This window comes from Streptomyces sp. NPDC054783 (assembly GCF_053611725.1).
This window is the reverse complement of record NZ_JBSHAY010000021.1, coordinates 1-20,775: the sequence shown is the minus strand read 5'-3', so window position 1 is coordinate 20,775 and position 20,775 is coordinate 1. Positions and strand designations below refer to the sequence as shown.

At 72.3% G+C, this 20,775-nt stretch carries 17 protein-coding genes; 14 read left to right on the top strand and 3 right to left on the bottom strand.

The features are described from left to right. Window positions 1-125 precede the first annotated feature (125 nt). Entirely contained in the window at window positions 126-3,182 is a 3,057-nt protein-coding gene (locus ACWGJ5_RS30245; protein ID WP_453312816.1) for a SpoIIE family protein phosphatase, read from the top strand. A gap of 23 nt (window positions 3,183-3,205) precedes the next feature. Here ACWGJ5_RS30245 and ACWGJ5_RS30240 read toward each other — a convergent pair whose 3' ends face one another. Continuing rightward, window positions 3,206-4,432, bottom strand: coding sequence for a PP2C family protein-serine/threonine phosphatase (locus ACWGJ5_RS30240; RefSeq protein WP_453312815.1), 1,227 nt, complete (start codon window positions 4,430-4,432; stop codon window positions 3,206-3,208). 176 nt (window positions 4,433-4,608) lie between these two features. Between ACWGJ5_RS30240 and ACWGJ5_RS30235 the strand changes: the two genes are divergently transcribed. After that, entirely contained in the window at window positions 4,609-5,214 is a 606-nt protein-coding gene (locus tag ACWGJ5_RS30235) for a TetR/AcrR family transcriptional regulator (RefSeq protein WP_453312814.1), read from the top strand. A 13-nt stretch (window positions 5,215-5,227) separates the two neighbouring features. On the opposite strand, the gene ACWGJ5_RS30230 is transcribed toward ACWGJ5_RS30235, so the two are convergent. Together ACWGJ5_RS30230 and ACWGJ5_RS30225 are read right to left on the bottom strand one after the other, a co-directional pair. Then, on the bottom strand, window positions 5,228-5,623 hold the full coding sequence (locus ACWGJ5_RS30230; RefSeq protein WP_453312813.1) for an MFS transporter: 396 nt from the start codon (window positions 5,621-5,623) through the stop codon (window positions 5,228-5,230). 145 nt (window positions 5,624-5,768) lie between these two features. Further along, the gene (locus tag ACWGJ5_RS30225) at window positions 5,769-5,990 is read right to left on the bottom strand and encodes a hypothetical protein (protein ID WP_453312812.1); all 222 of its coding nucleotides are present in this window, start codon (window positions 5,988-5,990) and stop codon (window positions 5,769-5,771) included. 295 nt (window positions 5,991-6,285) lie between these two features. Between ACWGJ5_RS30225 and ACWGJ5_RS30220 the strand changes: the two genes are divergently transcribed. The 12 genes from ACWGJ5_RS30220 (at window position 6,286) to obgE (ending at window position 20,677) form a co-directional block, all read left to right on the top strand. Continuing rightward, entirely contained in the window at window positions 6,286-7,209 is a 924-nt protein-coding gene (locus tag ACWGJ5_RS30220; RefSeq protein ID WP_453312811.1) for a TauD/TfdA dioxygenase family protein, read from the top strand. 168 nt (window positions 7,210-7,377) lie between these two features. Next, on the top strand, window positions 7,378-10,014 hold the full coding sequence (locus ACWGJ5_RS30215; protein WP_453312810.1) for an amino acid permease: 2,637 nt from the start codon (window positions 7,378-7,380) through the stop codon (window positions 10,012-10,014). A 176-nt stretch (window positions 10,015-10,190) separates the two neighbouring features. After that, window positions 10,191-10,763 carry a hypothetical protein gene (locus tag ACWGJ5_RS30210; protein ID WP_453312809.1) on the top strand — a complete coding sequence of 191 codons (573 nt, stop codon included), beginning with the start codon at window positions 10,191-10,193 and terminating at the stop codon, window positions 10,761-10,763. Window positions 10,764-10,854: 91 nt separating this feature from the next. Continuing rightward, a complete protein-coding gene (locus ACWGJ5_RS30205; protein ID WP_453312808.1) occupies window positions 10,855-11,163 on the top strand; it encodes an ATP-binding protein in 309 nt (102 codons plus the stop codon). Then, window positions 11,102-11,251 carry a hypothetical protein gene (locus tag ACWGJ5_RS30200; RefSeq protein ID WP_453312928.1) on the top strand — a complete coding sequence of 50 codons (150 nt, stop codon included), beginning with the start codon at window positions 11,102-11,104 and terminating at the stop codon, window positions 11,249-11,251. The genes ACWGJ5_RS30205 and ACWGJ5_RS30200 overlap by 62 nt, the downstream gene beginning before the upstream one ends. 202 nt (window positions 11,252-11,453) lie before the next feature. Continuing rightward, window positions 11,454-11,714, top strand: a complete 261-nt coding sequence (locus ACWGJ5_RS30195) for a hypothetical protein (protein ID WP_453312807.1) — start codon at window positions 11,454-11,456, stop codon at window positions 11,712-11,714. A gap of 58 nt (window positions 11,715-11,772) precedes the next feature. Then, window positions 11,773-12,819, top strand: coding sequence for a hypothetical protein (locus ACWGJ5_RS30190; protein WP_453312806.1), 1,047 nt, complete (start codon window positions 11,773-11,775; stop codon window positions 12,817-12,819). A gap of 46 nt (window positions 12,820-12,865) precedes the next feature. Continuing rightward, on the top strand, window positions 12,866-13,642 hold the full coding sequence (locus ACWGJ5_RS30185) for a TIGR03936 family radical SAM-associated protein (RefSeq protein WP_453312805.1): 777 nt from the start codon (window positions 12,866-12,868) through the stop codon (window positions 13,640-13,642). A gap of 263 nt (window positions 13,643-13,905) precedes the next feature. Beyond that, on the top strand, window positions 13,906-18,285 hold the full coding sequence (locus ACWGJ5_RS30180; protein ID WP_453312804.1) for an Rne/Rng family ribonuclease: 4,380 nt from the start codon (window positions 13,906-13,908) through the stop codon (window positions 18,283-18,285). 232 nt (window positions 18,286-18,517) lie between these two features. Then, entirely contained in the window at window positions 18,518-18,838 is a 321-nt protein-coding gene (rplU, locus tag ACWGJ5_RS30175; RefSeq protein WP_009188585.1) for a 50S ribosomal protein L21, read from the top strand. Between the two features lie 14 nt (window positions 18,839-18,852). After that, the gene (gene rpmA, locus ACWGJ5_RS30170) at window positions 18,853-19,107 is read left to right on the top strand and encodes a 50S ribosomal protein L27 (RefSeq protein WP_023550764.1); all 255 of its coding nucleotides are present in this window, start codon (window positions 18,853-18,855) and stop codon (window positions 19,105-19,107) included. A 121-nt stretch (window positions 19,108-19,228) separates the two neighbouring features. Next, complete coding sequence (gene obgE / locus ACWGJ5_RS30165) at window positions 19,229-20,677, top strand: GTPase ObgE (RefSeq protein WP_453312803.1); 1,449 nt, start codon at window positions 19,229-19,231, stop codon at window positions 20,675-20,677. Window positions 20,678-20,775: the final 98 nt, after the last annotated feature.

Here is a 20,775-nt window from a genome sequence, read left to right as displayed (position 1 = left end):
GTTCCCCTGAGTGGGGGAAATCGCTTAAGTTGTCCCGACTAGGGTTGATTTTCCGGATGCAGTCGCTGCAGGTGCGCATCCGAAACCCATGTGGCTCAGCGGGCGAGCGGAGGTGACCGTCGGCAGTGGTGAATTCCAGAGGTGGCGATGCGCACAACACCGACCCGTCCATGCCCCGCTCCTTCCCTCCGCTGCGCCGCCCGCAGGGCTCGGGGACCGTACAGGCCGTACGGCCCTCGGAGCGGCCCCTCATGCGGATGCGGCTGCTCGACGCCGTGGACGAGGACCGGCGCGATGTCGAAGTGCTGCTGACCGCGCTCCAGCAGGCGGTGGCCGAGGTGCACGGCCTGGGCGGCATGGTTCATCTCCCGGGCGGCGGTATGAGCGGCATCCTCTACCTGGTCGCCGACAGCGGCCTGCCGGAGTCGATGATCCGGCCCTGGCTGATCATCCCGGCACGGGGCACGGCGCCGCCCAGCAGGGCCGCCCGCGAGGACACCCTCACCTGGCAGCCCGACCTGGCCCCGCCCGACCCGGTGCCGGGCCGGGACCCCGCCGCCCTGTGGCCTTCCCGAGTCCCGGCCGGCATCGCTCACCTGGCCGTCCCCATTCCGGGCGGCCGGCGACGGGGCGCGCTCTCGGTCCTCTTCGCCCCGGGCGACGAGCCCGGCGCGGCGGAGTGCGCCTTTCTGAACGAGGTGGCGGCATGGATGTCCGAGAGACTCAGGTCGTCCGGGATCCTCACCCCGTCTCCCACCCTGCTGCGCGCCCTGGAGAACGGGGCGGGACCGCGGGAGACTCCCCCGTGGGACGCCGACCGGGAGGCACCCCCGTGGGACGCGGAAGGGGCGCCGTCCATCACGTACACCTGGGACCTGCGCACCGGTGAGCTGACCTCCGACCGACCCGTCGAGGAGGTGCTGGCCGGCATCGATCCGGACGTGATGGCCGGCGGCATCGAGGCGTGGGCAGCGCTGATCCACCCGGACGACCTGCCGGGGGCGGTCAGCGGCTTCGACATGGGCATCCAGCTGCGCGGCGGCTTCCAGGACGAGTACCGGGTCCGGCGCCAGGACGGCACGTACCTCTGGATCGAGGCTCGCGCCCGGACGATCACGGACGAAGGAGGGACGCCGGTGAAGGTGATCGGCACCCTCCGGGACAGCAGCGAGACGCACACCGCCGCCGAGTCGGTGGGACGGGCGCTGCGGCACATGAGCGACGGCTTCGTGTCCCTGGACACGGACTGGCGCATCGGATTCCTCAATCAGGCCGCCGAGCGGCTCTTCGGCGCCGCGGGAGACGTGGCCGGAGCCCTGCTCTGGGACATTCCCGCGCTGCATGCCGTGCCGGGGCTGGAGCAACGGTTCCGGGCCACGGCGGCCGAGGGCCAACCGGCCGGATTCGACGTACCGGGGCCGGACGGGACGTCCTGGTACCACCTGCGGCTGGTACCGGTGCCGCAGGGCCTGACGCTCTACATCACCGACACCACGGAGCGGCATCTGCGGGAGGCCGAGCGGGCGGCAGCGGAGCGGGCGGCAGCGGAGCGGGCGGCCCTGGTACAGCGGATCACGCGGGAGCTGGCCGAGGCCGTCACGGCCCAGGATGTGATGGCGGCGGTGGCCGACGGCGTGATGACACCCCTCGGGGCCACCGGACTCGTCATGCTCGGCGTGGCCGGCGACCGGCTGACCGTGGTCGGCTCCCGGGGATATTCGGAGCGCTTCACCCGACGGCTGGACGGGCAGTGGACGGTGCGGGACACCACCAGCCCGCTGGGGGACGCCCTGCGCACCCGCACCACGCTCTTCATCTCCTCCCCGGAGGAGTTCCTGAAGCGGTACCCGAAGACCGAGACCCTGATCCGGGAGGGCGGCAAGCAGGCGTGGGCCTTTCTGCCGCTGGCGGTCTCGGGGCGCGAGATCGGCGCCGCGGTGATCTCCTTCGGCCGACCGCGGGTGCTGGACGATGACGAACGAACGCTGCTGACCGCGCTCAGCGGACTGATCGCGCAGGCCCTGGAGCGGGCCGGGCTCTACGACGAGGCGACGACCCGGGCCCGTACCCTCCAGCGCAGCCTGCTGCCGCGGGCACTGCCCGAGCTGCCCGAGGTGACGACGGCGGCGCGCTACCAGCCGGCCAAACAGGGAGCCGACGTCGGCGGCGACTGGTACGACGTGATCCCGCTGTCCGCGGCCCGGGTGGCGCTCGTGATCGGCGACGTCATGGGCCACGGCATGGCCGAGGCCGCCACGATGGGTGGCCTGCGCACGGCCGTGCGCACCCTCTCGGAGCTGGAGCTGTCACCCGACGAAATCCTCGGACACCTCAACGACATCGTCTGCGACCTGGGCACCGACGCCTTCGCGACCTGCCTGTACGCCGTCTACGACCCGGTGACCCGGCGTCTGTCGTACGCCAGCGCCGGTCATCCGCCTCCGGCCGTGGCCCACCCCGACGGCACCGTCACCTTCCTGCCCATGACGCCGGACCCGCCGCTGGGGGTGGCCGCCCCGCCCTTCGAAACCCTTGAGACCCTGCTGCCCGCCGACAGCCTGCTCGCCCTCTACAGCGACGGCCTGGTCGAGAGCAAGGACAGGGACGTCACCACCGGCATGAGCCGCCTCGCCGAGCTCCTCTCTCAGTCCGTGAACGCCATGCCGGCCTCACCGGGAGACGCGTCCGGCCTGGACGCCCTCTGCGTCACCCTCACCTCCGCTCTCCTGCCCGCCCACGGCGCTCTGGTGGACGACGCCGCCCTGCTGCTGGCCCGCACCCACCCGCTGGGCGCGGAGAACGTCGCGGAGTGGCCGTTGCCGGAGGACCCGATGGCGGCAGGCCAGGCCCGTGAGCTGGTCCGCGCCCAGCTCACCGACTGGGACCTGGCCGACGAGGACCTGATCATGACCACCGAACTCCTGGTCAGCGAGCTGGTCGGGAACGTAGTCCGGCACGCCTGCGGCCCCATCCGGCTGCGCATGCTCCGCAGCCGCGCACTGATCTGCGAGGTCTCCGACGCCAGCCTGACCACGCCGCACATCCGCCACACCTCCGCCACCGACGAGGGCGGCCGAGGCCTGCAGCTCATCTCCGCACTCTGCCGGCGCTGGGGCACCCGACACACCCGCACCGGCAAGTCCATCTGGACCGAACAGCCTCTCCCCACGGCCTCGGCCTGACTGTGCTGTGGGGCGCCCGGACCTCAGTCGAGGACCGCGAGGTGGTCGGCGGTGCCCCCGTGCCACTCGATCATGAAAAGGGTGGCGTCGTCGGTGGTGCGGCCGCCCCGTTCGCCCTTCAGCGTGTGGGAGAGTCGGCGCAGATCCGCCCGCACACCCTCTGACGGCTCTTCCCCCAGGCGGTTGACGACGTGGATGAGGCGTTCCTCGCCAAACGCCTCCCTGCCGGCGACATGCTCCTCGATGATGCCATCGGTGTAGCAGAGCACCCGGTCGCCTTGCTGGAGCACGTGCTCCCTGACGCGGGGCATTTCGCCGCCGAAGCCGACGGGCAGCGTCGTCGCGCTCTCCAGCTGCTCTACGACCTGGCCGTCGCGGATCAGCAACGGCGCGGGGTGCCCCGCGTTGACCAGCTCCATCACACCGGTGGTGACGTTCAGATGCATCAGCTGCGCCGTGACGAAGTGGTCCGGCCCGAACTGCTTGGAAATGGCATCGTCCATGAACGCGTACTTTTCGTCCAGGCTGATGAATACGCGCCGGGCATGCCGGTAGGCGCCGATGGCCACGGTCGCCATCGTGGCGGCGTCCAGGCCGTGGCCCATCGCGTCGATGACGGCCATGTGCAGGATGTTGCCGTTGAGGGCGTAGTCGAAGCTGTCGCCGGCGACGCGGTAGGCGGGCTCCAGGGCGCCGGCCACCCGGACCTGGGGCACGGACATCGTCAGCGGCGGCAGCAGGCTCCACTGGATCTCCGCCGACACGCTCATCGGCTCCCGGCGCCGGGCCTGGAAGAACTGGTCGGTATAGGCGTTCTTGGTGACCAGCATGTCCGCGACCAGGCTGGCGAGCCTGTGCAGCAGCCGCCGGTCGTCGTCGCCGATCGCGTCCAGGGTGAGGGCCATGACGCCCACCTGGTCACTGCCGTCCAGCAGCGGCAGGTACATCCGGATGCCGCCGTGGGCCTGCGCCACCTCGACCATGTCCCCGCGCAGGAAGGCCCGCCCGGCGGGGGAGTCGACCACCGGCTCTGGCTGGGCCACGTGCAGGTTCCTGCCCGGCAGCGGCACCAGCAACTCCTGTGCGTAGTCCTGGAGCAGGATGGAGACCTCACGACCGCCGATCCTGGCCACCCCGTCCGCGATCAGCGGGGCGATCATCTGGGGTGGCAGCAGCCGCGCCCTGTCCAGCAGCAGGCCGAGCAGCCGCTCGCCGAAGCCCTCCGACCGGTCGATGCGTTCCGTGCCCATGGCCGATTTGTCACCCGCTTTCCCACGTCCTTGCTGCTCACCACCTCCGCACAACGTGACCTGGGAAGCCCCCGAAGCGGTTCATTACGCCATGCGCGGCATGTCGGCCGTGTGCCTTCCGCGTCGGACGGCTCGGTACCCGACGGGGCGCTTGCCGCGCGCCGTATTCTCGGAGCATGGTCGGGGCACAGGCGCAGAGGGCCGAGCGGGGGCCGGGGCGGCCGCGGCAGGAGCGGGTCACGGACGACACCCTTGAGGCGGTGATCGGGCTGGTGACCGAGCAGGGCGTGAAAGCGGTGACGATGGATGCCGTCGCCGCACGTGCCGGGGTGAGCAAGCCCGCCATCTACCGGCGCTGGCCGTCCAAGCAGGCTTTGATCATCGCGGCGGCAGAGTCGCGTATCGGTCCGCTGTCGGTGCCGGACCTGGGTGATGTCCGGGCCGAGCTGCGCGAGGTGCTGACCGCGCGCTCGGCGGCGTACCGGCTGCCGGGTACGGCGCGGCTGCTGACGGAACTCATGGCGTCGGCCGCCGAGGCGGGCGGGCCCCGCGGAGAGTACGTGGACTACACGGACCGGATCATGGCCGAGACGCGCCGCATCCTCCAACGGGGCATCGCCCGCGGCGAGGTGCGGCCCGATGTCGACATCCGGTCGGCTGCCACGCTGGTGGCGGCGCCTCTGGTGTACCGCCTGCTGGCCGAGCGTGAACTGCCCAACGCGCACTTCGTGGAGGACCTGGTGGATCTGGTCGTCCGGGCGGTCGGTAACCCGGGTACCTGAGGGACGGTGATCGTCATGGGACCGGACGCCGGGCGTCGCGGGCCGGGTCGATCAGTGTCACGGAGGCCGTGCCGCCCAGCGCGAGCAGTACGGCCGCGAGGAGTACCGCATGCTGGTGGCCGGTCCTGCCCTGGATGTCGACCAGGTGTCCCGTCAGGGCGGGGGCGATCGGGCCGGCCGTGGTGACCACGGCGTTCATCAGGCCGAGGGTGCCGCCACGTCGGCGGTCCGGGACGATCTTGGCGACCGGGGTCACCGCGATCGTCGGCATCGCCCCGCACAGGCCGAAGCCGACGATCAGGAGCAGCACGGTGACCGATCCGCGCGCGGCCTGCGACAGGGCGCCGCAGCCGAGTGCGGAGACGAGCGGGGTGATGCCGCCGCGGCCATGGGCCCACCGGCTGCTCACACCACGTCGGAGCAGCCGTCCGCGGTCACTGCGGTCTGACCGAGCAGCGCCATGCCGTTGACCGACCAGATCGCGGCGACCAGGGCGGCGGCGGTGGCTGCGGAGTAGCCCAGGCCGTCGTGCGGGTAGTGCTGGACCAGCCAGGTCAGCCCGGGGCGGCGAGCACCACACCGAGGGTGATGCCGATGCTGAGCAGAGCGCCGGGGAGATTGCGGCGGCGGTCCGGGAAGCAAGCGAGGGCGGTGTGCTGGGCCACCGGAAAGGCGGGCCCCTCCGCGACATCCAGCACGATCCGCGACGCGACCAGCGCGATCAGCCCTCCGCCGGGGGCCGTCGGCGTCCGGGCGGTCGACCGGACCAGTGCCATGCCCAGCAACAGCCACCGTGGCGCAACCCGGTGACGGCCCGGGCCTGCCGCCGGTGGCGGCGGCAGGCGTGGTCGGCGTGCAGCACGGGGGAGAGGACACCGGCGGATCAGGGCACGTCGGCACGCACCGATCGCTACGGCGAGAAAATCGTTACGTGAAGTATCGATACGGTTCAGTGTGACGACAAGGACTGTGGACGACTCGGCGAAATGTTCATGGAGAAGCCCTTGCCGTGATCTCGCTGGATATCGATACTTCACGTAACGATTTTGGGGTGCGACCGTGGAGGACCGCATGGAAACCACCGGAGCCGACAAGAACCCCCTGCTGGGAAAGCCGCTGATTCACTTCGGCCGGCGTGTGCTCGAGCGGACCGCGCCCGGTACGGCGCCGGCCGAGTACCGGCTGCTGCGGATCGCGCCGATGACTCCGCACATCGGTGCGGAGGTCGGCGGTGTGGACCTGTCCCGGCCGATCGACGAGGAACTCGCCGGGGAACTGCGGCAGGCGCTGCTCGAATGGAAGGTGATCTTCTTCCGTGACCAGCACGACTTCGGCGTCGACGCCCACCTGGCCCTGGCCGCGGTGTGGGGGGAGCCGGAGCCGAATCCGTTCTTCCCCAAGGGCGACACCGTCGGCGTCTCACGGCTGGCGAAGGACGCGACGGCCATCGGCCAGGAGAACATCTGGCACAGCGACCACTCGTTCATGGCCGCGCCCGCCCTGGGTTCGGTGCTCCGCTCGCTCGAGGTCCCGTCGGCCGGCGGTGACACCATGTGGGCCGACATGGGCGCCGCCTACGACAACCTCGGCGACGAGATGAAGCAGCGCATCGAGGGCCTCACCGCCGTGCACGACTGGGAGCCCAGCTGGGGTACGTCCATGACCCCGCGGCAGATCGAGGCGCTGCGCGTGTTCCTGCCTCCGGTGGAGCACCCGGTCGTCGTGCGGCACCCGCGCACCGGGCGCAAGACCCTGTACGTCAACGAGCCCTTCACCACCCGCATCGTCGGACTGCCCGAGGACGAGAGCCGGGAACTGCTCCACGAGCTCGGCCTGCAGGCGCGCATTCCCGAGCTCCAGGTGCGGTTCCGCTGGCAGCCCGACTCGATCGCGATCTGGGACAACATCGCCGTCCAGCACTACGCCATCAACGACTACTACCCTCAGCGTCGGGTGATGGAGCGCATCGCGATCGCCGGCGTCCCACTGTCCTGAGGTCCCTGCCCTCACCTTTCCCGACTTCGTCCGTTCCCAGGACCAGCCTGCCTGCGGCCGCCACCACCTCCGCGTTCCGCCCCCGTGCGCCGGCGCTGGTGACCGGCGGCGTTCCCGCTGCGCCCCTGCGCTGTTGCGGAGGGAACCGGCCCGGCGTTGGAATCAAGTGTGAGGCACTTTGACGGCGCCGTGCCCGCCGGCCGCCCCGCGCCCGGGACGGGGGCCGGTCGCAAGGGGCTCAAGAACGACGCCCTGGGCATGTTCTCCTCGGTCGCCATGGGCCTTGCCTCCGCCGGCCCGGCGTACAGCCTGGCCGCCACCCTGGGCGTCATCGTGGCCGGGGTCGGACTGCAGGCCCCGATCGTCACGATGCTGGCGTTCATACCGATGCTGCTGGTCGCATTCGCCTTCCGGGAGCTCAACGCGAGCAACTCCGACTGCGGCACCACCTTCAGCTGGGCCACTCGCACCTTCGGACCGCGCATCGGGTGGATGGGCGGCTGGGGCCTCATCGTCGCCAACGTCATCGTCATGGGCAACCTCGCCCAGATCGCCGCTGCCTACGGCTTCCGACTGGTGGGCCTGGACGAACTGGCGGACAACCGGTTCTGGACGACCGTGGCGGGCATCGCCTGGATCGCCGTGCTGACCGTGATCTGCTACGTCGGCATCGAGGTCTCCGCGGCCGTCCAGCGCTGGCTGCTGTGCCTGGAGGTGGCGATGCTGTTCGTTTTCGCCGTCGCCGCACTGGTCAGGGTCTACACCGACCCTCCCGCGACGGCGATCCACGTTTCGGCCTCCTGGTTCAACCCCTTCGAGGTGCCCTCGACAAGGGCCCTGACCTCGGGAATCCTCGCAGGGGTCTTCATCTACTGGGGCTGGGACACCGCGTTCTCGGTCAACGAGGAAACCATCGACAGCGCACACGTCCCAGGGCGCGCCGCGGTCATGTCCACCGTGCTGCTCCTGGTCATGTACAGCCTGGTCGCCACCTCGGCGCAGGCGTTCGCGGGCGTCGGCACCTCGGGCATCGGGCTCGGCAACACCCACAATTCGAGCGACGTGCTGTCCGGGCTGGGCGAGGCCGTGTTCGGGAGCCGGGGCACGGGGCTGCTCCTGTCGAGACTGCTGATCCTGATGGTGCTGACCTCCGCGCTGGCTTCCGCCGAGACCACCATCCTGCCCTTGGCCAGGACCGTCTTCTCCATGGCGGTCCACAAGGCGGTCCCCGCCCGGTTCGCCAGGATCCACCGCAGGTTCCTCACCCCGACCTGGGGGACCGTCGGCATGGGAGCGGCATCGATCGCCCTGTTCGTCCTGCTGGCGTCGTTCAGCCGGAACGTCCTGGCCGACTCGATCGACTCGGTCGGTCTCGCGATCGCGTTCCAGTACGGTCTGACCGGCTTCGCCTGCATCTGGTACTACCGCAAGGTCCTGACCCGCAGTGCCAGAGACCTGGTCTTCAAGGGCGTACTGCCGGGACTGGGCGGGCTGATGATGATCTCGCTGTTCGTCTACGCCGCCTTCGTCGTCTACGCGGACCCCGGGTACGGCGTGACAGCCGTCGACCTGCCGCTGATCGGCAGGACGGGCGGGGTCACCGTCCTGGGCCTGGGCGCCCTGCTGATCGGTCTCCTGCTGATGCCGGTGGTCACCCGTGGCCACAGCGTGGCCCTCAAACTCCAGCAGAGCCTGCTTCCGCGCCGTCTGCCGCCGCACGCCGCCGTCGACTCGGCGAGCCGCTACCTGCCCGCCGACAGCGGGTCCGGGGTGGGCGGCGACTGGTACGACATCATTCCCCTGTCGGGAACCCGGGTCGGCCTGGTCGTCGGGGACGTGCTCGGTCATGGCCTGCGTGCCGCGGCCACCATGGGACGGCTGCGTACGGGTGTGCGCGTGCTGGCCCGGCTGGACCTGAGCCCGGACGAGCTCCTGTCCCGCCTGGCCGACCTGGTCGAGCAGACCGCGCACGAAGGCGCGGCCGGCCGAGGCCCCGGCCACCTGAGGCCGTACGTTGACGAGGCCCTGGGCGTGAGCTGCCTGTACGCGGTGTACGACCCCGTCACGGGGAAGTGCAGCCTCGCCCGGGCCGGGGACTCCGTGCTGGCCGTCGTACAAGCCCACACGGGCGTCGTCGAGTATCCGGAGCTGCCGACCGGGCCGCCGCTGGGAATCGTCGGCCTGCCCTACGAGAGCACGGAACTGGAGCTCGCACCGGGCAGTCTCGTCGCCCTCTCCACGAACGGCCTCCTCCAGGCGGCCGACGACCGCGACGCCGGGCTCGCGCAGCTGTCCCGCGTCCTGGCCGACGGCCGGGCGTCCTTGGAGGTACTGTGCGACTGCGCGTTGAGCAGCCTGTTGCCGGGGCCGGTGGACGTGGACGCGACGCTGCTCGTGGCCCGCACGCGCCGGCTCGACCGGAAGCAGTTCGTCGAGTGGGCGGTGCTCCCGGACCCGGCGGCGGTGGCCACCATCCGCACCAGCGTCAGCAAGCAGCTCGGCGAGTGGGAGCTGGGTGACCTGGCGTTCACGACCGAGCTCATCGTCAGCGAACTGGTCACCAACGCCATCCGCTACGTCGGCGGTCCGATCCAGGTACGCGTGATCCGCGACCGGTCGCTGATCTGCGAGGTCTCCGACACCGGCCACACCGCGCCCAACCTGCGGCACGCCGCGAGTGACGAGGAGGGCGGGCGGGGCCTGTTCATCATCGCCCAGATGACCCACCACTGGGGCACGCGCTACACACCCACCGGCAAGACGATCTGGACCGAGCAGGACCTGCCGGAACCCGACGGCCGATAGCACGTGCCGGTGCGGACCGGGTGACGGCGGCCGCGAGTGCGCAGCCCAGCCGTTGCTCCGGCCGTCGTGCTCCGGCCGCCGGGCTCCGGCCGTCATGATGCGCCGTGTGCGTGTGCCGCGGGCGACGTGCCGGTGCAGTGGTTGAGTCCTTGCCGGGTGACGGCCACCGTGAGCGGGTGATTCTCGTTCCGGGCTGGATGTGGCGCCTGGGGCCGGTGAGCCGGGCTGTGGGCGCCGGCCTCGCCGCCGGCGTCTTCTTCGGGGCCTTCGTTCTCGTCGAGGCGGGGTCGTGGGCGGGTGCCGCGGTGGTCTTCGTGGTGCTGAGCCTGTTCCACGGGACCCGAGTGGCGCGCCGGATGGAACGGGCCTGGCCCGCGGCCAGGGGCATGAGCGGCGCCGACCGCGCGGCCGTGGTACGCGCCACCCGGCGAGGCGAGGCCGTTGCCGACCCCCGGCTGGTGCCCTCGGTCGTCGAGTACGCCCGCGCCCTGCGCCGGACCGCCGAGGAGGACCGGCTGCGCCGTCGGGTCGTCCTGCTCGTCACCGTGCTCGCGGTCGCTCTCGCCGTGTACGACACCGTGACGGGCTCCACCGGTGAGACCACCGCCTCGTGGCTGGTGGTCGTGCTCCTCCTGGCCGACCTGGTGTGGTGGCCGCGCTGCCGAGCCCGCCTGCTGGCCCGAGCCGACCGGGCAGCGGCGTCGGCCCGTCGCGTGACGGGCGCGGGCCACGCGACAGGCGACTCCTGAGCCCGGCGGAGCGAAGGGGCAGCGCGGATGTGAGCCCGTCGGGCCGGGTACCTGCCCTTTTCGGGTGGGTGTTTCTCGGCACCCAGCCGGTATGGGCAGCCCCATTCCTCCCGGGGTGCCGTCGCGACGCCTGTCTCCGGCGCCGGAGAACGTCGCTGTGGCCAGGCGCTTCGTACGCTCGGTGCTGGACGGTGTCGCACCGGATCTGGTGGACACCGCCGAGCTGCTGGCCGGCGAGCTGGTGACCAATGTGGTGATCCACGCGCGCACCGAGGCCGAGGTGCGGGTCTGGGGCGGCGAAGGCCGGGCGAATGTGCGGGTCAGTGATCGGCGGCGGCATGACCCGGCTCCGCCGGCACACCGCCGAGCAGGCACCGGACCCCCTGGACGTCTTCTGTGACGAACTGATCATCGAGTTCGGCGCCGACAGCACCGACGACATAGCGCTGCTCGCCCTCCGCCCCACCCCGTCCCGCTTCCCCCGCTGAGGCCCGTGAGCCGGAGAAGAAAGGCCATTGGTGGCGTTCACGCACACGTACGACAAGCGCATCGGTCCCTGGGGGACTCGTCGCCCGCGTTTCCCTCGAGGTCCGGCCCCTGGGCGAGCCGCCGCGCGGGGCGGGCCGAATCGGCGACGCGTGCGTCTGGTGGGTACCACCGCAGGGGATCGTCCCGGCGGACGAGACATGGATGGGGTTCGGTCTCGGCCTGGTCGCCGGGCAGTTGGAGGCGCTCGGATCCGGATGCCGCGGCGTGCTGGTGCAGGTACTGGCCTGGGACGTACCGATGGCGACGGACCATCAGCAAGAGGTGGCCGCCGCGGCCGTCGTCGAGTGTCTGCGGCAGAACCACGGCATCAGCGGCGTCGACATCGGTCTCGCCTTCGACCGCGAGCGGAACCGCTACCGGTTCACCTGGGACGGGGCGCACGCCGAGCCGGGCCACAAGTGAGCCGGCGGGTACGCCGGATCGCCGGATCCGAACGGGCGGTGCCGGCGTCTACCCCGGTATGGAACCGCACAAGCCGCCCCCCCAGCCCCGGCACCCGGAAGGGTGCCTGACCGTCGCGATCCGCGTGCCCGTGCGGATCGTCGTCCTTGTGCTGGTGGTGCCGGTACGGATGGCGTGGGACGCCCTCGTCGTCACCGGAAGGTTTCTGCGGGACACCGTGCTCAGGCCCCTCGGCCGTGCGCTGCTGTGGGTCGGAAAGGCCTTGTTCGTATGGCCGTTCGTCGTTCTGTGGCGTCATGTCCTGGTCCCGGTCGGCAGGGCACTCGGCCGGCTCGGCACGGTCCTCGTCGTCGTACCGGCCCTGTGGTGCCATCGGTACGTGCTCACGCCCGTCGGGCACGCCCTGGCCCGGCTGGCGCGCGGGGCGGGCGCCGGGCCGGCGTGGGTGTACGCGCGCGTGCTCAGCCCGATCGGGCACGCGGTCGCCCGGCTGGCCCGCTGTCTGCTCGTCGCGCCCGCGCGGTGGCTGTACGACCGTGTCCTCACGCCCGCCGGGCGTGCCGTCGCCCGGTGTGTACGAGGGCTGGGCCGGCTGCTCGGCGTGATCGGCACCGGCATCGGGGTCGCCCTGTACTGGACGCTCCGTGTCCTCCTCGTCCTGCCCGCCCTCGCACTGTGGCGCTGGGTTCTCGCCCCCGTCGGCCGTTTCCTCGCCGTCGTCGCGCGCGAGATCGGCGACGGCCTCGGGCACGCCTGGCGGATCGCCGGACGGATCTCGCGGGCCGTCGGCCGCGCGCTCGGGACCCTCTTCCGGTGGATCTTCGTGGAGCCCGTGCGCTGGGTGTATCGGACAGTCCTCACCCCCGTCGGTCGCCTCGTCCGGGACGCCGTCCTGCGGCCCGCCGCCGAGGGCGCGCGCGTGCTGGGCCGGGCCGTCCGCGAGGCCCTGGCAGGCGCCCGCGACACGGTACGGCAGGCCCGCGCCGACTTCCGGCGGATGCTCCTCGGGGAACCGCGGCAGCCGGCAGCGGTGGACCGGCGGGAACCTCAGGGGCCCGCTGCACGTACTCTTGGTAGCAGTACGACCGCACTCACGAAGGACTAGGACACTGGGCAAGCGACAGCCCGAAGGCCCGCCGCCCGCACCCGCGGTGCAGCGCATCCGACTGCGCTACACCAAGCGCGGCCGCCTGAGGTTCACCAGCCACCGAGACTTCCAGCGCGCCTTCGAGCGTGCGCTGCGCCGCTCCGAGGTGCCCATGGCGTACTCGGCCGGGTTCACGCCGCATCCGAAGGTGTCGTACGCCAATGCCGCACCCACCGGCACGGGCAGTGAGGCGGAGTATCTGGAGATCGCGCTCACCGCATCGCGCGACCCGGAGACCCTGCGCGTCCTCCTCGACGAGTCGCTGCCCCCCGGGCTCGACGTCATCGAGGCGGTCGAGGCGCGGACCCCGGGCCTCGCCGACCGGCTCACGGCCTCCGTCTGGGAGCTGCGGCTGGACGGCGTCGACCCGGCCGACGCCGAGCACGCGGTCGACAGGTTCAACCGGACGGAGACCGTCGAGGTCCAGCGGATGACCAAGAGTGGCGTCCGCACCTTCGACGCCCGCCCGGCCGTGGTGAGCCTGGAAACGCACGGTTCACCGGCTGATAGGCCTACCGACCAGCCCTGTGCGATACTGCGGCTGGTTGTTCGGCACGTGACGCCTGCCGTACGACCCGACGACGTCCTGTCCGGTCTCCGCGCCGTGGCCGACCTGACGCCGCCGGTCCCCGCAGCGGTGACCAGGCTGGCGCAGGGGCTGCTCGATGAAGAGACCGGCACGGTGACCGACCCGCTCGCGCCCGACCGCGAGGCAGCCGGGGCCCTGACGGCCACACCGGCAGCCGCCGCGACGGCGCCGACGCCGGAAGGTCCCGCGTAGGGACGGACGTCGTAAGCGCCGCCCTCGTACTCGGGAGCCACCTGGGTCGGGCAGCGCGCCGACCAGAAGACTTTCGCCAGGCCGTACCGACAAGGCGTACGGAACCGGCGAGACAGGACACAGAGTGCTCCCGTGCGGCGCCCGCGCCCCGGACGGCGGCCATCGCGGATCACGCGGGCCGCGGACGTCAACGGCGGACGGTCCACCGAGACCGACGCCGGACCAGGCGCGGCGCCCGGGAGCCTGACGGGAGAAACGCCCGCATGCTCGAGCCGACCGAACCCCGCGAGGGTTCCGAACTGAACACTCCCAGCGACACCCTGCCGCCGCGCAGGAGTCGCCGTGCAGCCTCTCGCCCGGCGGGCCCGCCCGCCGCGGCCGAGGCTCCCACCGAGGTGACCGTGCCGGCCATACCGGCCGCGGAGTCCGACGACGTCGCCGACGTCCTCGATGCCGCTGAGGCCCTCGAGGCCGAAGGCGCAGACGAGGCCGTAGAGGCGATCGAGGCCGAAGAGGCCGGTGCGCGGAGCACTGAGGCGGCACCTGCTGCCGAGGAGGCCGCGTCCGCGGGTCGTCCGCGCCGTCGGGCCACGCGCCGCGCATCCGCGCCTGCCGGTGCGCCGGCGTCCGTCGAGGCCGTCGAGGCCGTGGTCCAGGCCGCTTCCGCCGCCGAGACCGAGCAGCCCGCCGCCGTCGCCGAGGGCGGCGAGGTCGTCTCCGGTGAGGAGGCCGCACCGCGCCGCGTCCGCCGCCGCGCCACGCGCACCGTCACCGCGCCCGCCGCAGCCGCAGAGGCCGCCGGTGCCGCTGAGGCTGGTGTGAGCGAGGAGGCCGCAGAGGCCCCTGCCCCCGCAGCCGAGGAGGCCGCGCCCGCGGGGCGTGCGCGCCGTCGGGCCACGCGTCGCGTGTCCGCGCCCACCGGTGCCCCGGCGTCCGCCGAGGCCGTTGTCCCGGCTGCGTCCGCCGCCGGGACCGAGCACGTTGAGACGGCCGAGGAGCAGCCCGCCGCCGTGGAAGAGGCCGCCCCCGCCGCCCGTCCGCGTCGTCGCGCGACCCGCCGCGCCTCCGCGCCGGCCGCCGAGTCCGCCGCCGAATCCGTTGCCGCCGAGGTGCCGGCCGCCGCCGAGCCCGTTGCCGGCGAGGCCGCCCCGGCCGCCGCCGAGGCTACCGCTGCCGCCGAGGTGAGCGGGGCCGGCGAGGAGGCCGCTCCGCGGCGCACCCGCCGCCGGGCCGCGCGCCGCGCGTCCGCGCCCACCGGTGCCCCGAAGGCCGCCGGGTCCGCCCCCGCGGAGATCCCGGCTGCCGCCGAGGCCCCGGCCGAGCCGGTCTCCGCCGCCGCCGAGCAGCCCGCCGCCGCGGAAGCCCCGGCCGCCGCCGAGCCCGCTCCCGCCGCCCAGGCGCCGCAGGCCCCCGCCGAGGAGGCCGCCCCGCGTCGTACCCGGCGTCGGGCCGTACGCCCCGTGTTCGGGTTCTCCGAGCCCGCGCCGACCGCCGAGCGCGAGGAGGCCGAGGCCGAGGCCGGGGCCCGGCGTCGGCCCGCCCGCCCGGCCGTCGCCGTCTTCCAGCCGCCGGTGTTCACCGAGCCGAAGTTCCAGACCCCGGAGCGCGCCGCCGCCGAGGCCGCCGCCGAGGCCGTCGAGGTGGAGGAGCCCGAGGAGCACGCGGAGGAGCGGGCGGAGGAGCGCGCCGAGACCGGTTCGCGCCGCCGCCGTCGCCGCCGGGGCGCCGCCGAGGAGACCCGGACCGTCGAGGCCGCCGCCGAGGCGGAGGAGCCGGAGGAGGCCGCCGAGGCCGTCGCCGAGGGCGAGGAGGCCGAGGAGCCGGAGGAGGCGGAGGGCGCCGAGGGCTTCGAGGAGGCCGGTGCGCGCCGCCGTCGCCGTCGTGGCGGCCGTCGTCGCCGTCGCGGTGAGGCCGCCGAGGGCGAGGGCGCGGACGCCGAGGCCGAGGCCGAGGAACTGGCCGCCGAGCAGGCCGAGCAGGACGCCGAGGACACCGCCGAGCAGGAGGATGAGGACGCCGAGGAGGCCCGCGACGAGGCCGGTGGCTCCACCTCCAGCAGCCGTCGTCGCCGCCGTCGGCGTCGCCGTGCCGGTGACACCACCGTCGACACCGAGCCCGACGAGGGCGACCCGGAGCGCACGGTCGTCAAGGTCCGCGAGCCGCGCAAGCCGGCCGAGCCGTCCGACGAGGTGCAGTCCATCAAGGGCTCGACCCGTCTGGAGGCCAAGAAGCAGCGCCGTCGCGAAGGCCGTGAGCAGGGCCGTCGCCGCGTTCCGATCATCACCGAGGCCGAGTTCCTGGCCCGCCGCGAAGCCGTCGAGCGCGTGATGGTCGTCCGCCAGCACGGCGACCGTACGCAGATCGGCGTCCTGGAGGACGGCGTGCTCGTCGAGCACTACGTCAACAAGGAGCAGTCGACCTCGTACGTCGGCAACGTCTACCTGGGCAAGGTCCAGAACGTGCTGCCGTCGATGGAGGCCGCCTTCATCGACATCGGCAAGGGCCGCAACGCCGTCCTGTACGCCGGTGAGGTCAACTTCGAGGCGCTGGGCATGGCCAACGGCCCCCGCCGCATCGAGTCGGCGCTCAAGTCCGGGCAGTCGGTGCTCGTCCAGGTCACCAAGGACCCGATCGGGCACAAGGGCGCCCGTCTGACCAGCCAGGTCTCCCTGCCGGGCCGCTACCTCGTGTACGTCCCCGAGGGCTCGATGACCGGCATCAGCCGCAAGCTGCCCGACACCGAGCGGGCCCGGCTGAAGACCATCCTCAAGAAGATCGTCCCCGAGGACGCGGGCGTCATCGTGCGCACCGCCGCCGAGGGCGCGAGTGAGGAGGAGCTGCGCCGGGACGTCGAGCGGCTGCAGGCGCAGTGGGAGGACATCCAGAAGAAGTCGAAGAACGGCAACGCCCCGACGCTGCTGTACGGCGAGCCGGACATGACCGTCCGGGTCGTGCGCGACATCTTCAACGAGGACTTCTCCAAGGTCATCGTCAGCGGTGGCGACGCCTGGGAGACGATCCACGGGTACGTCTCGCACGTCGCGCCGGACCTCGCCGGCAGGCTGTCGAAGTGGACCTCCGAGGTCGACGTCTTCGCCACCTACCGGATCGACGAGCAGCTCGCCAAGGCCCTCGACCGCAAGGTCTGGCTGCCCAGCGGCGGTTCGCTGGTGATCGACAAGACCGAGGCGATGGTCGTCGTCGACGTCAACACCGGCAAGTTCACCGGCCAGGGCGGCAACCTGGAGGAGACGGTCACCAGGAACAACCTGGAGGCGGCCGAGGAGATCGTGCGCCAGCTCCGGCTGCGCGACCTCGGCGGCATCGTCGTCATCGACTTCATCGACATGGTCCTGGAGTCCAACCGCGACCTGGTGCTGCGCCGCCTGCTGGAGTGCCTGGGCCGCGACCGTACGAAGCACCAGGTGGCCGAGGTGACCTCGCTGGGCCTGGTGCAGATGACCCGCAAGCGGGTCGGCCAGGGCCTGCTGGAGTCCTTCTCCGAGACCTGCGTGCACTGCAACGGTCGCGGTGTCATCGTGCACATGGAGCAGCCGGTGTCCGCCGGCGGCGGTGGCGGCAAGCGCAAGAAGCGCGGCCGCGGCGCCGACGCCCAGGAGCACGTGCACGAGACCGCCGCCGTGGCCGTCGAGACCGGTGAGGCCGTCGAGCCCGAGGTGGAGACCGCCGCCGCGGTGGCCGCCGAGGTCGCCGAGCCGGTCGCGCTGCCGGCCCCCGACTTCGCGCCGGACGAGGAGCTGTACAGCAGCGTCGCCGAGGCGGAGGCGGCGGCCACCCGTGGCCGTACGCGCCGCAGGGCGAGCCGCCGGGCCTCGGCTCCGGCGGGCGCGCCGAAGGCCGAAGCCCGCCGGGAGAAGGCCCCGAGGACCGAGGCCGCCGTGGCCGCCGAGGCGCCGACCGCTCAGGACGTCACCGCCGAGGAGGCGGCGGCTCGCCCGGTGCGTCCGGAGCCGGCCGCCGCGGCCCTGGCCGAGCCCTCGGCCGTCGAGGACCAGGTGGTCCCGGCGCCGCAGGCCGAGGCCGCCGAGGAGGCCGCGCCCAAGGGCCGTACGCGCCGTCGTGCGACCCGGAAGGTGTCGGCGCCGGCCGGTTCCCCGGCGGGTGCCGAGGCGACGGCCGTGGTGACGGTGCCCGAGACCGCGCCCGCGGTCGAGGAGCCGGTGGCACAGCCCGCGGCCGAGGCGCCCGCTGAAGAGGCACCGGCCCCGGTCGCCGTCGAGGAGGCGCCCGAGAGCGCCGCCCCGGCCCGTCCGCGCCGCCGCGCCGTGCGCAAGGCCACCGCGCCGACCGCGTCCGAGGAGGCGGCCGTCGTGGTCGTCCCGTCGGCCGCTGCGGAGGCGGCTGCCGAGGCCCCGGCCGGCGAGGTGACGGCCGAGGAGGTGGCCGAGGCGACCGCTCCGGCCAAGAAGGCGGCCCGCAAGACCGCCAAGAAGGCCACGGCGAAGAAGGCCGCCGCCAAGAAGACCACGGCGAAGAAGACCGTGGCCAAGAAGACGGTCGCCAAGAAGACGGTCGCCAAGAAGACCACGGCCAAGAAGGCGGCGAAGACGGCCGCCGCGAAGTCCACGGCGAAGAAGACCACCACGGTCTCCGCTGCCGCGGACGTGGCCGACGAGGGCTGACGCCCGGGTTGTGGGGCCGGTCCGCGTGATCGGCCCCACACCCACCGGGGTCCGGTTTGACCCTCCAGGTCATGGCCCCGTAACCTTGACCGTCGGCGTGTCCACTGAGCACGCCACATCCCCGTAAACCTTTTCCTCCCGGGCGCAAGGCGGGCCGGGAGAGGTCGTCCGTGGTGTTTCTGGGCGGCTGGCCTGCGGGGGTGCCGTTTCTTCGAGCGAAAGAGAGATCCGCGTGTACGCCATCGTGCGCAGCGGTGGTCGCCAGCACAAGGTTGCTGTCGGCGACATCGTTGAGGTTGACAAGATTTCCACTGCCAAGGTTGGCGACACGGTCGAGCTCTCGACCCTGCTCGTTGTCGACGGCGACGCTGTGACCAGCGACCCGTGGGTGCTGGCCGGCATCAAGGTCCAGGCCGAGGTCGTGGACCACCACAAGGGCCAGAAGATCGACATTCTGCGCTACAAGAACAAGACCGGCTACCGCCGTCGGCAGGGCCACCGCCAGCAGTACACGGCGATCAAGGTCACGTCGATCCCCACGGCTGCGAAGTAAGGGACTGAGGAGAAATGGCACACAAGAAGGGCGCATCGTCCACCCGGAACGGTCGCGACTCCAATGCCCAGCGGCTCGGCGTGAAGCGCTTCGGCGGTCAGGTCGTGAACGCGGGTGAGATCCTGGTCCGCCAGCGCGGTACCCACTTCCACCCCGGCGCCGGTGTCGGCCGTGGCGGCGACGACACGCTGTTCGCCCTGCAGGCCGGTGCGGTGGAGTTCGGTACCCACCGCGGCCGCAAGGTCGTGAACATCGTTCCGGTCGCCTGAATCATCTGATTCAGCACCGAACGCTTTCGCGAGGCGGACCTCACTTCCCGTTCGGGAAGGCGGGTCCGCCTTTCGCGTGTTGACGCTAGACATACCGATCGTTTTCTGGAGGCACTGAACCATGACCACCTTCGTGGACCGCGTCGAGCTGCATGTCGCCGCGGGTAACGGAGGTCACGGCTGTGCCTCCGTACACCGCGAGAAGTTCAAGCCGCTCGGCGGCCCGGACGGCGGCAACGGCGGCCGTGGCGGTGATGTCATCCTCACCGTCGACCAGTCGGTGACGACACTTCTCGAATACCACCACTCCCCGCACCGCAAGGCCACCAACGGCAAGCCCGGCGAGGGCGGCAACCGCTCCGGCAAGGACGGCCAGGACCTCGTCCTGCCGGTGCCGGACGGCACGGTCGTGCTGGACAAGGCGGGCAACGTGCTCGCCGACCTGGTCGGCCACGGCACCTCGTACATCGCCGCACAGGGCGGCCGGGGCGGCCTCGGCAACGCGGCGCTGGCCTCCGCCCGCCGCAAGGCGCCCGGCTTCGCGCTGCTGGGCGAGCCCGGCGACCTGCACGACATCGTTCTGGAGCTGAAGACCGTCGCCGACGTGGCGCTGGTCGGCTACCCGAGCGCCGGCAAGTCCTCGCTGATCTCCGTGCTCAGCGCGGCCAAGCCGAAGATCGCCGACTATCCGTTCACGACGCTCGTGCCGAACCTCGGTGTCGTCACCGCCGGTTCGACCGTCTACACCATCGCCGACGTGCCGGGTCTGATCCCGGGCGCCAGCCAGGGCAAGGGCCTGGGCCTGGAGTTCCTGCGGCACGTGGAGCGGTGCAGCGTGCTGGTGCACGTGCTGGACACCGCGACCCTGGAGTCCGACCGTGACCCCGTCTCCGACCTCGACATCATCGAGGCCGAGCTGCGGGAGTACGGCGGCCTGGACAACCGGCCCCGGATCGTCGTCCTGAACAAGGTCGACGTGCCCGACGGCAAGGACCTCGCCGAGATGGTCCGGCCCGACCTGGAGGCCCGCGGTTACCGGGTCTTCGAGGTGTCGGCCGTCGCCCACATCGGGCTGCGCGAGCTGTCCTTCGCGCTCGGCGAGCTGGTCGCCACTGCGCGCGCCGCCAAGCCGAAGGAGGAGGCGACCCGGATCGTCATCCGGCCCAAGGCCGTGGACGACGCCGGGTTCACCGTCACCCGCGAGGAGTTCGGCGGCGAGCCGCTGTTCCGGGTGCGCGGCGAGAAGCCCGAGCGCTGGGTCCGCCAGACCGACTTCAACAACGACGAGGCCGTCGGCTACCTCGCCGACCGGCTCAACCGCCTCGGCGTCGAAGAGCGGCTGATGAAGGCGGGCGCGCGGTCCGGCGACGGTGTCGCAATCGGTCCCGAGGAGAACGCGGTCGTCTTCGACTGGGAGCCGACGGTCATGGCCGGCGCGGAGATGCTGGGCCGCCGTGGCGAGGACCACCGCTTCGACGGTGAGCGGCCCGCGGCGCAGCGCCGACGGGAAAAGCAGGTGGAGCGGGACGAGGCGCTGCGCGAGTACGACGAGTTCGACCCGTTCGAGTAGGACCCGAGCAGGTTTCGGCAACGCGAGAGGGCGGGCCGGGGGGTTTCCAACGGGCCGCCCACACGCGGTGTGTAGAGGTGTGGGGCCCCGGCGCCCGA

Coding starts and splice junctions, on each gene's coding strand:
- ACWGJ5_RS30240 (WP_453312815.1), bottom strand. CDS start 4,432: ATGGGCACGGAACGCATCGACCGGTCGGAGGGCTTCGGCGAGCGGCTG.
- ACWGJ5_RS30235 (WP_453312814.1), top strand. CDS start 4,609: ATGGTCGGGGCACAGGCGCAGAGGGCCGAGCGGGGGCCGGGGCGGCCG.
- ACWGJ5_RS30225 (WP_453312812.1), bottom strand. CDS start 5,990: ATGGCACTGGTCCGGTCGACCGCCCGGACGCCGACGGCCCCCGGCGGA.
- ACWGJ5_RS30220 (WP_453312811.1), top strand. CDS start 6,286: ATGGAAACCACCGGAGCCGACAAGAACCCCCTGCTGGGAAAGCCGCTG.
- ACWGJ5_RS30205 (WP_453312808.1), top strand. CDS start 10,855: ATGGGCAGCCCCATTCCTCCCGGGGTGCCGTCGCGACGCCTGTCTCCG.
- ACWGJ5_RS30200 (WP_453312928.1), top strand. CDS start 11,102: ATGACCCGGCTCCGCCGGCACACCGCCGAGCAGGCACCGGACCCCCTG.
- ACWGJ5_RS30195 (WP_453312807.1), top strand. CDS start 11,454: ATGGGGTTCGGTCTCGGCCTGGTCGCCGGGCAGTTGGAGGCGCTCGGA.
- ACWGJ5_RS30190 (WP_453312806.1), top strand. CDS start 11,773: ATGGAACCGCACAAGCCGCCCCCCCAGCCCCGGCACCCGGAAGGGTGC.
- ACWGJ5_RS30180 (WP_453312804.1), top strand. CDS start 13,906: ATGCTCGAGCCGACCGAACCCCGCGAGGGTTCCGAACTGAACACTCCC.
- rpmA (WP_023550764.1), top strand. CDS start 18,853: ATGGCACACAAGAAGGGCGCATCGTCCACCCGGAACGGTCGCGACTCC.
- obgE (WP_453312803.1), top strand. CDS start 19,229: ATGACCACCTTCGTGGACCGCGTCGAGCTGCATGTCGCCGCGGGTAAC.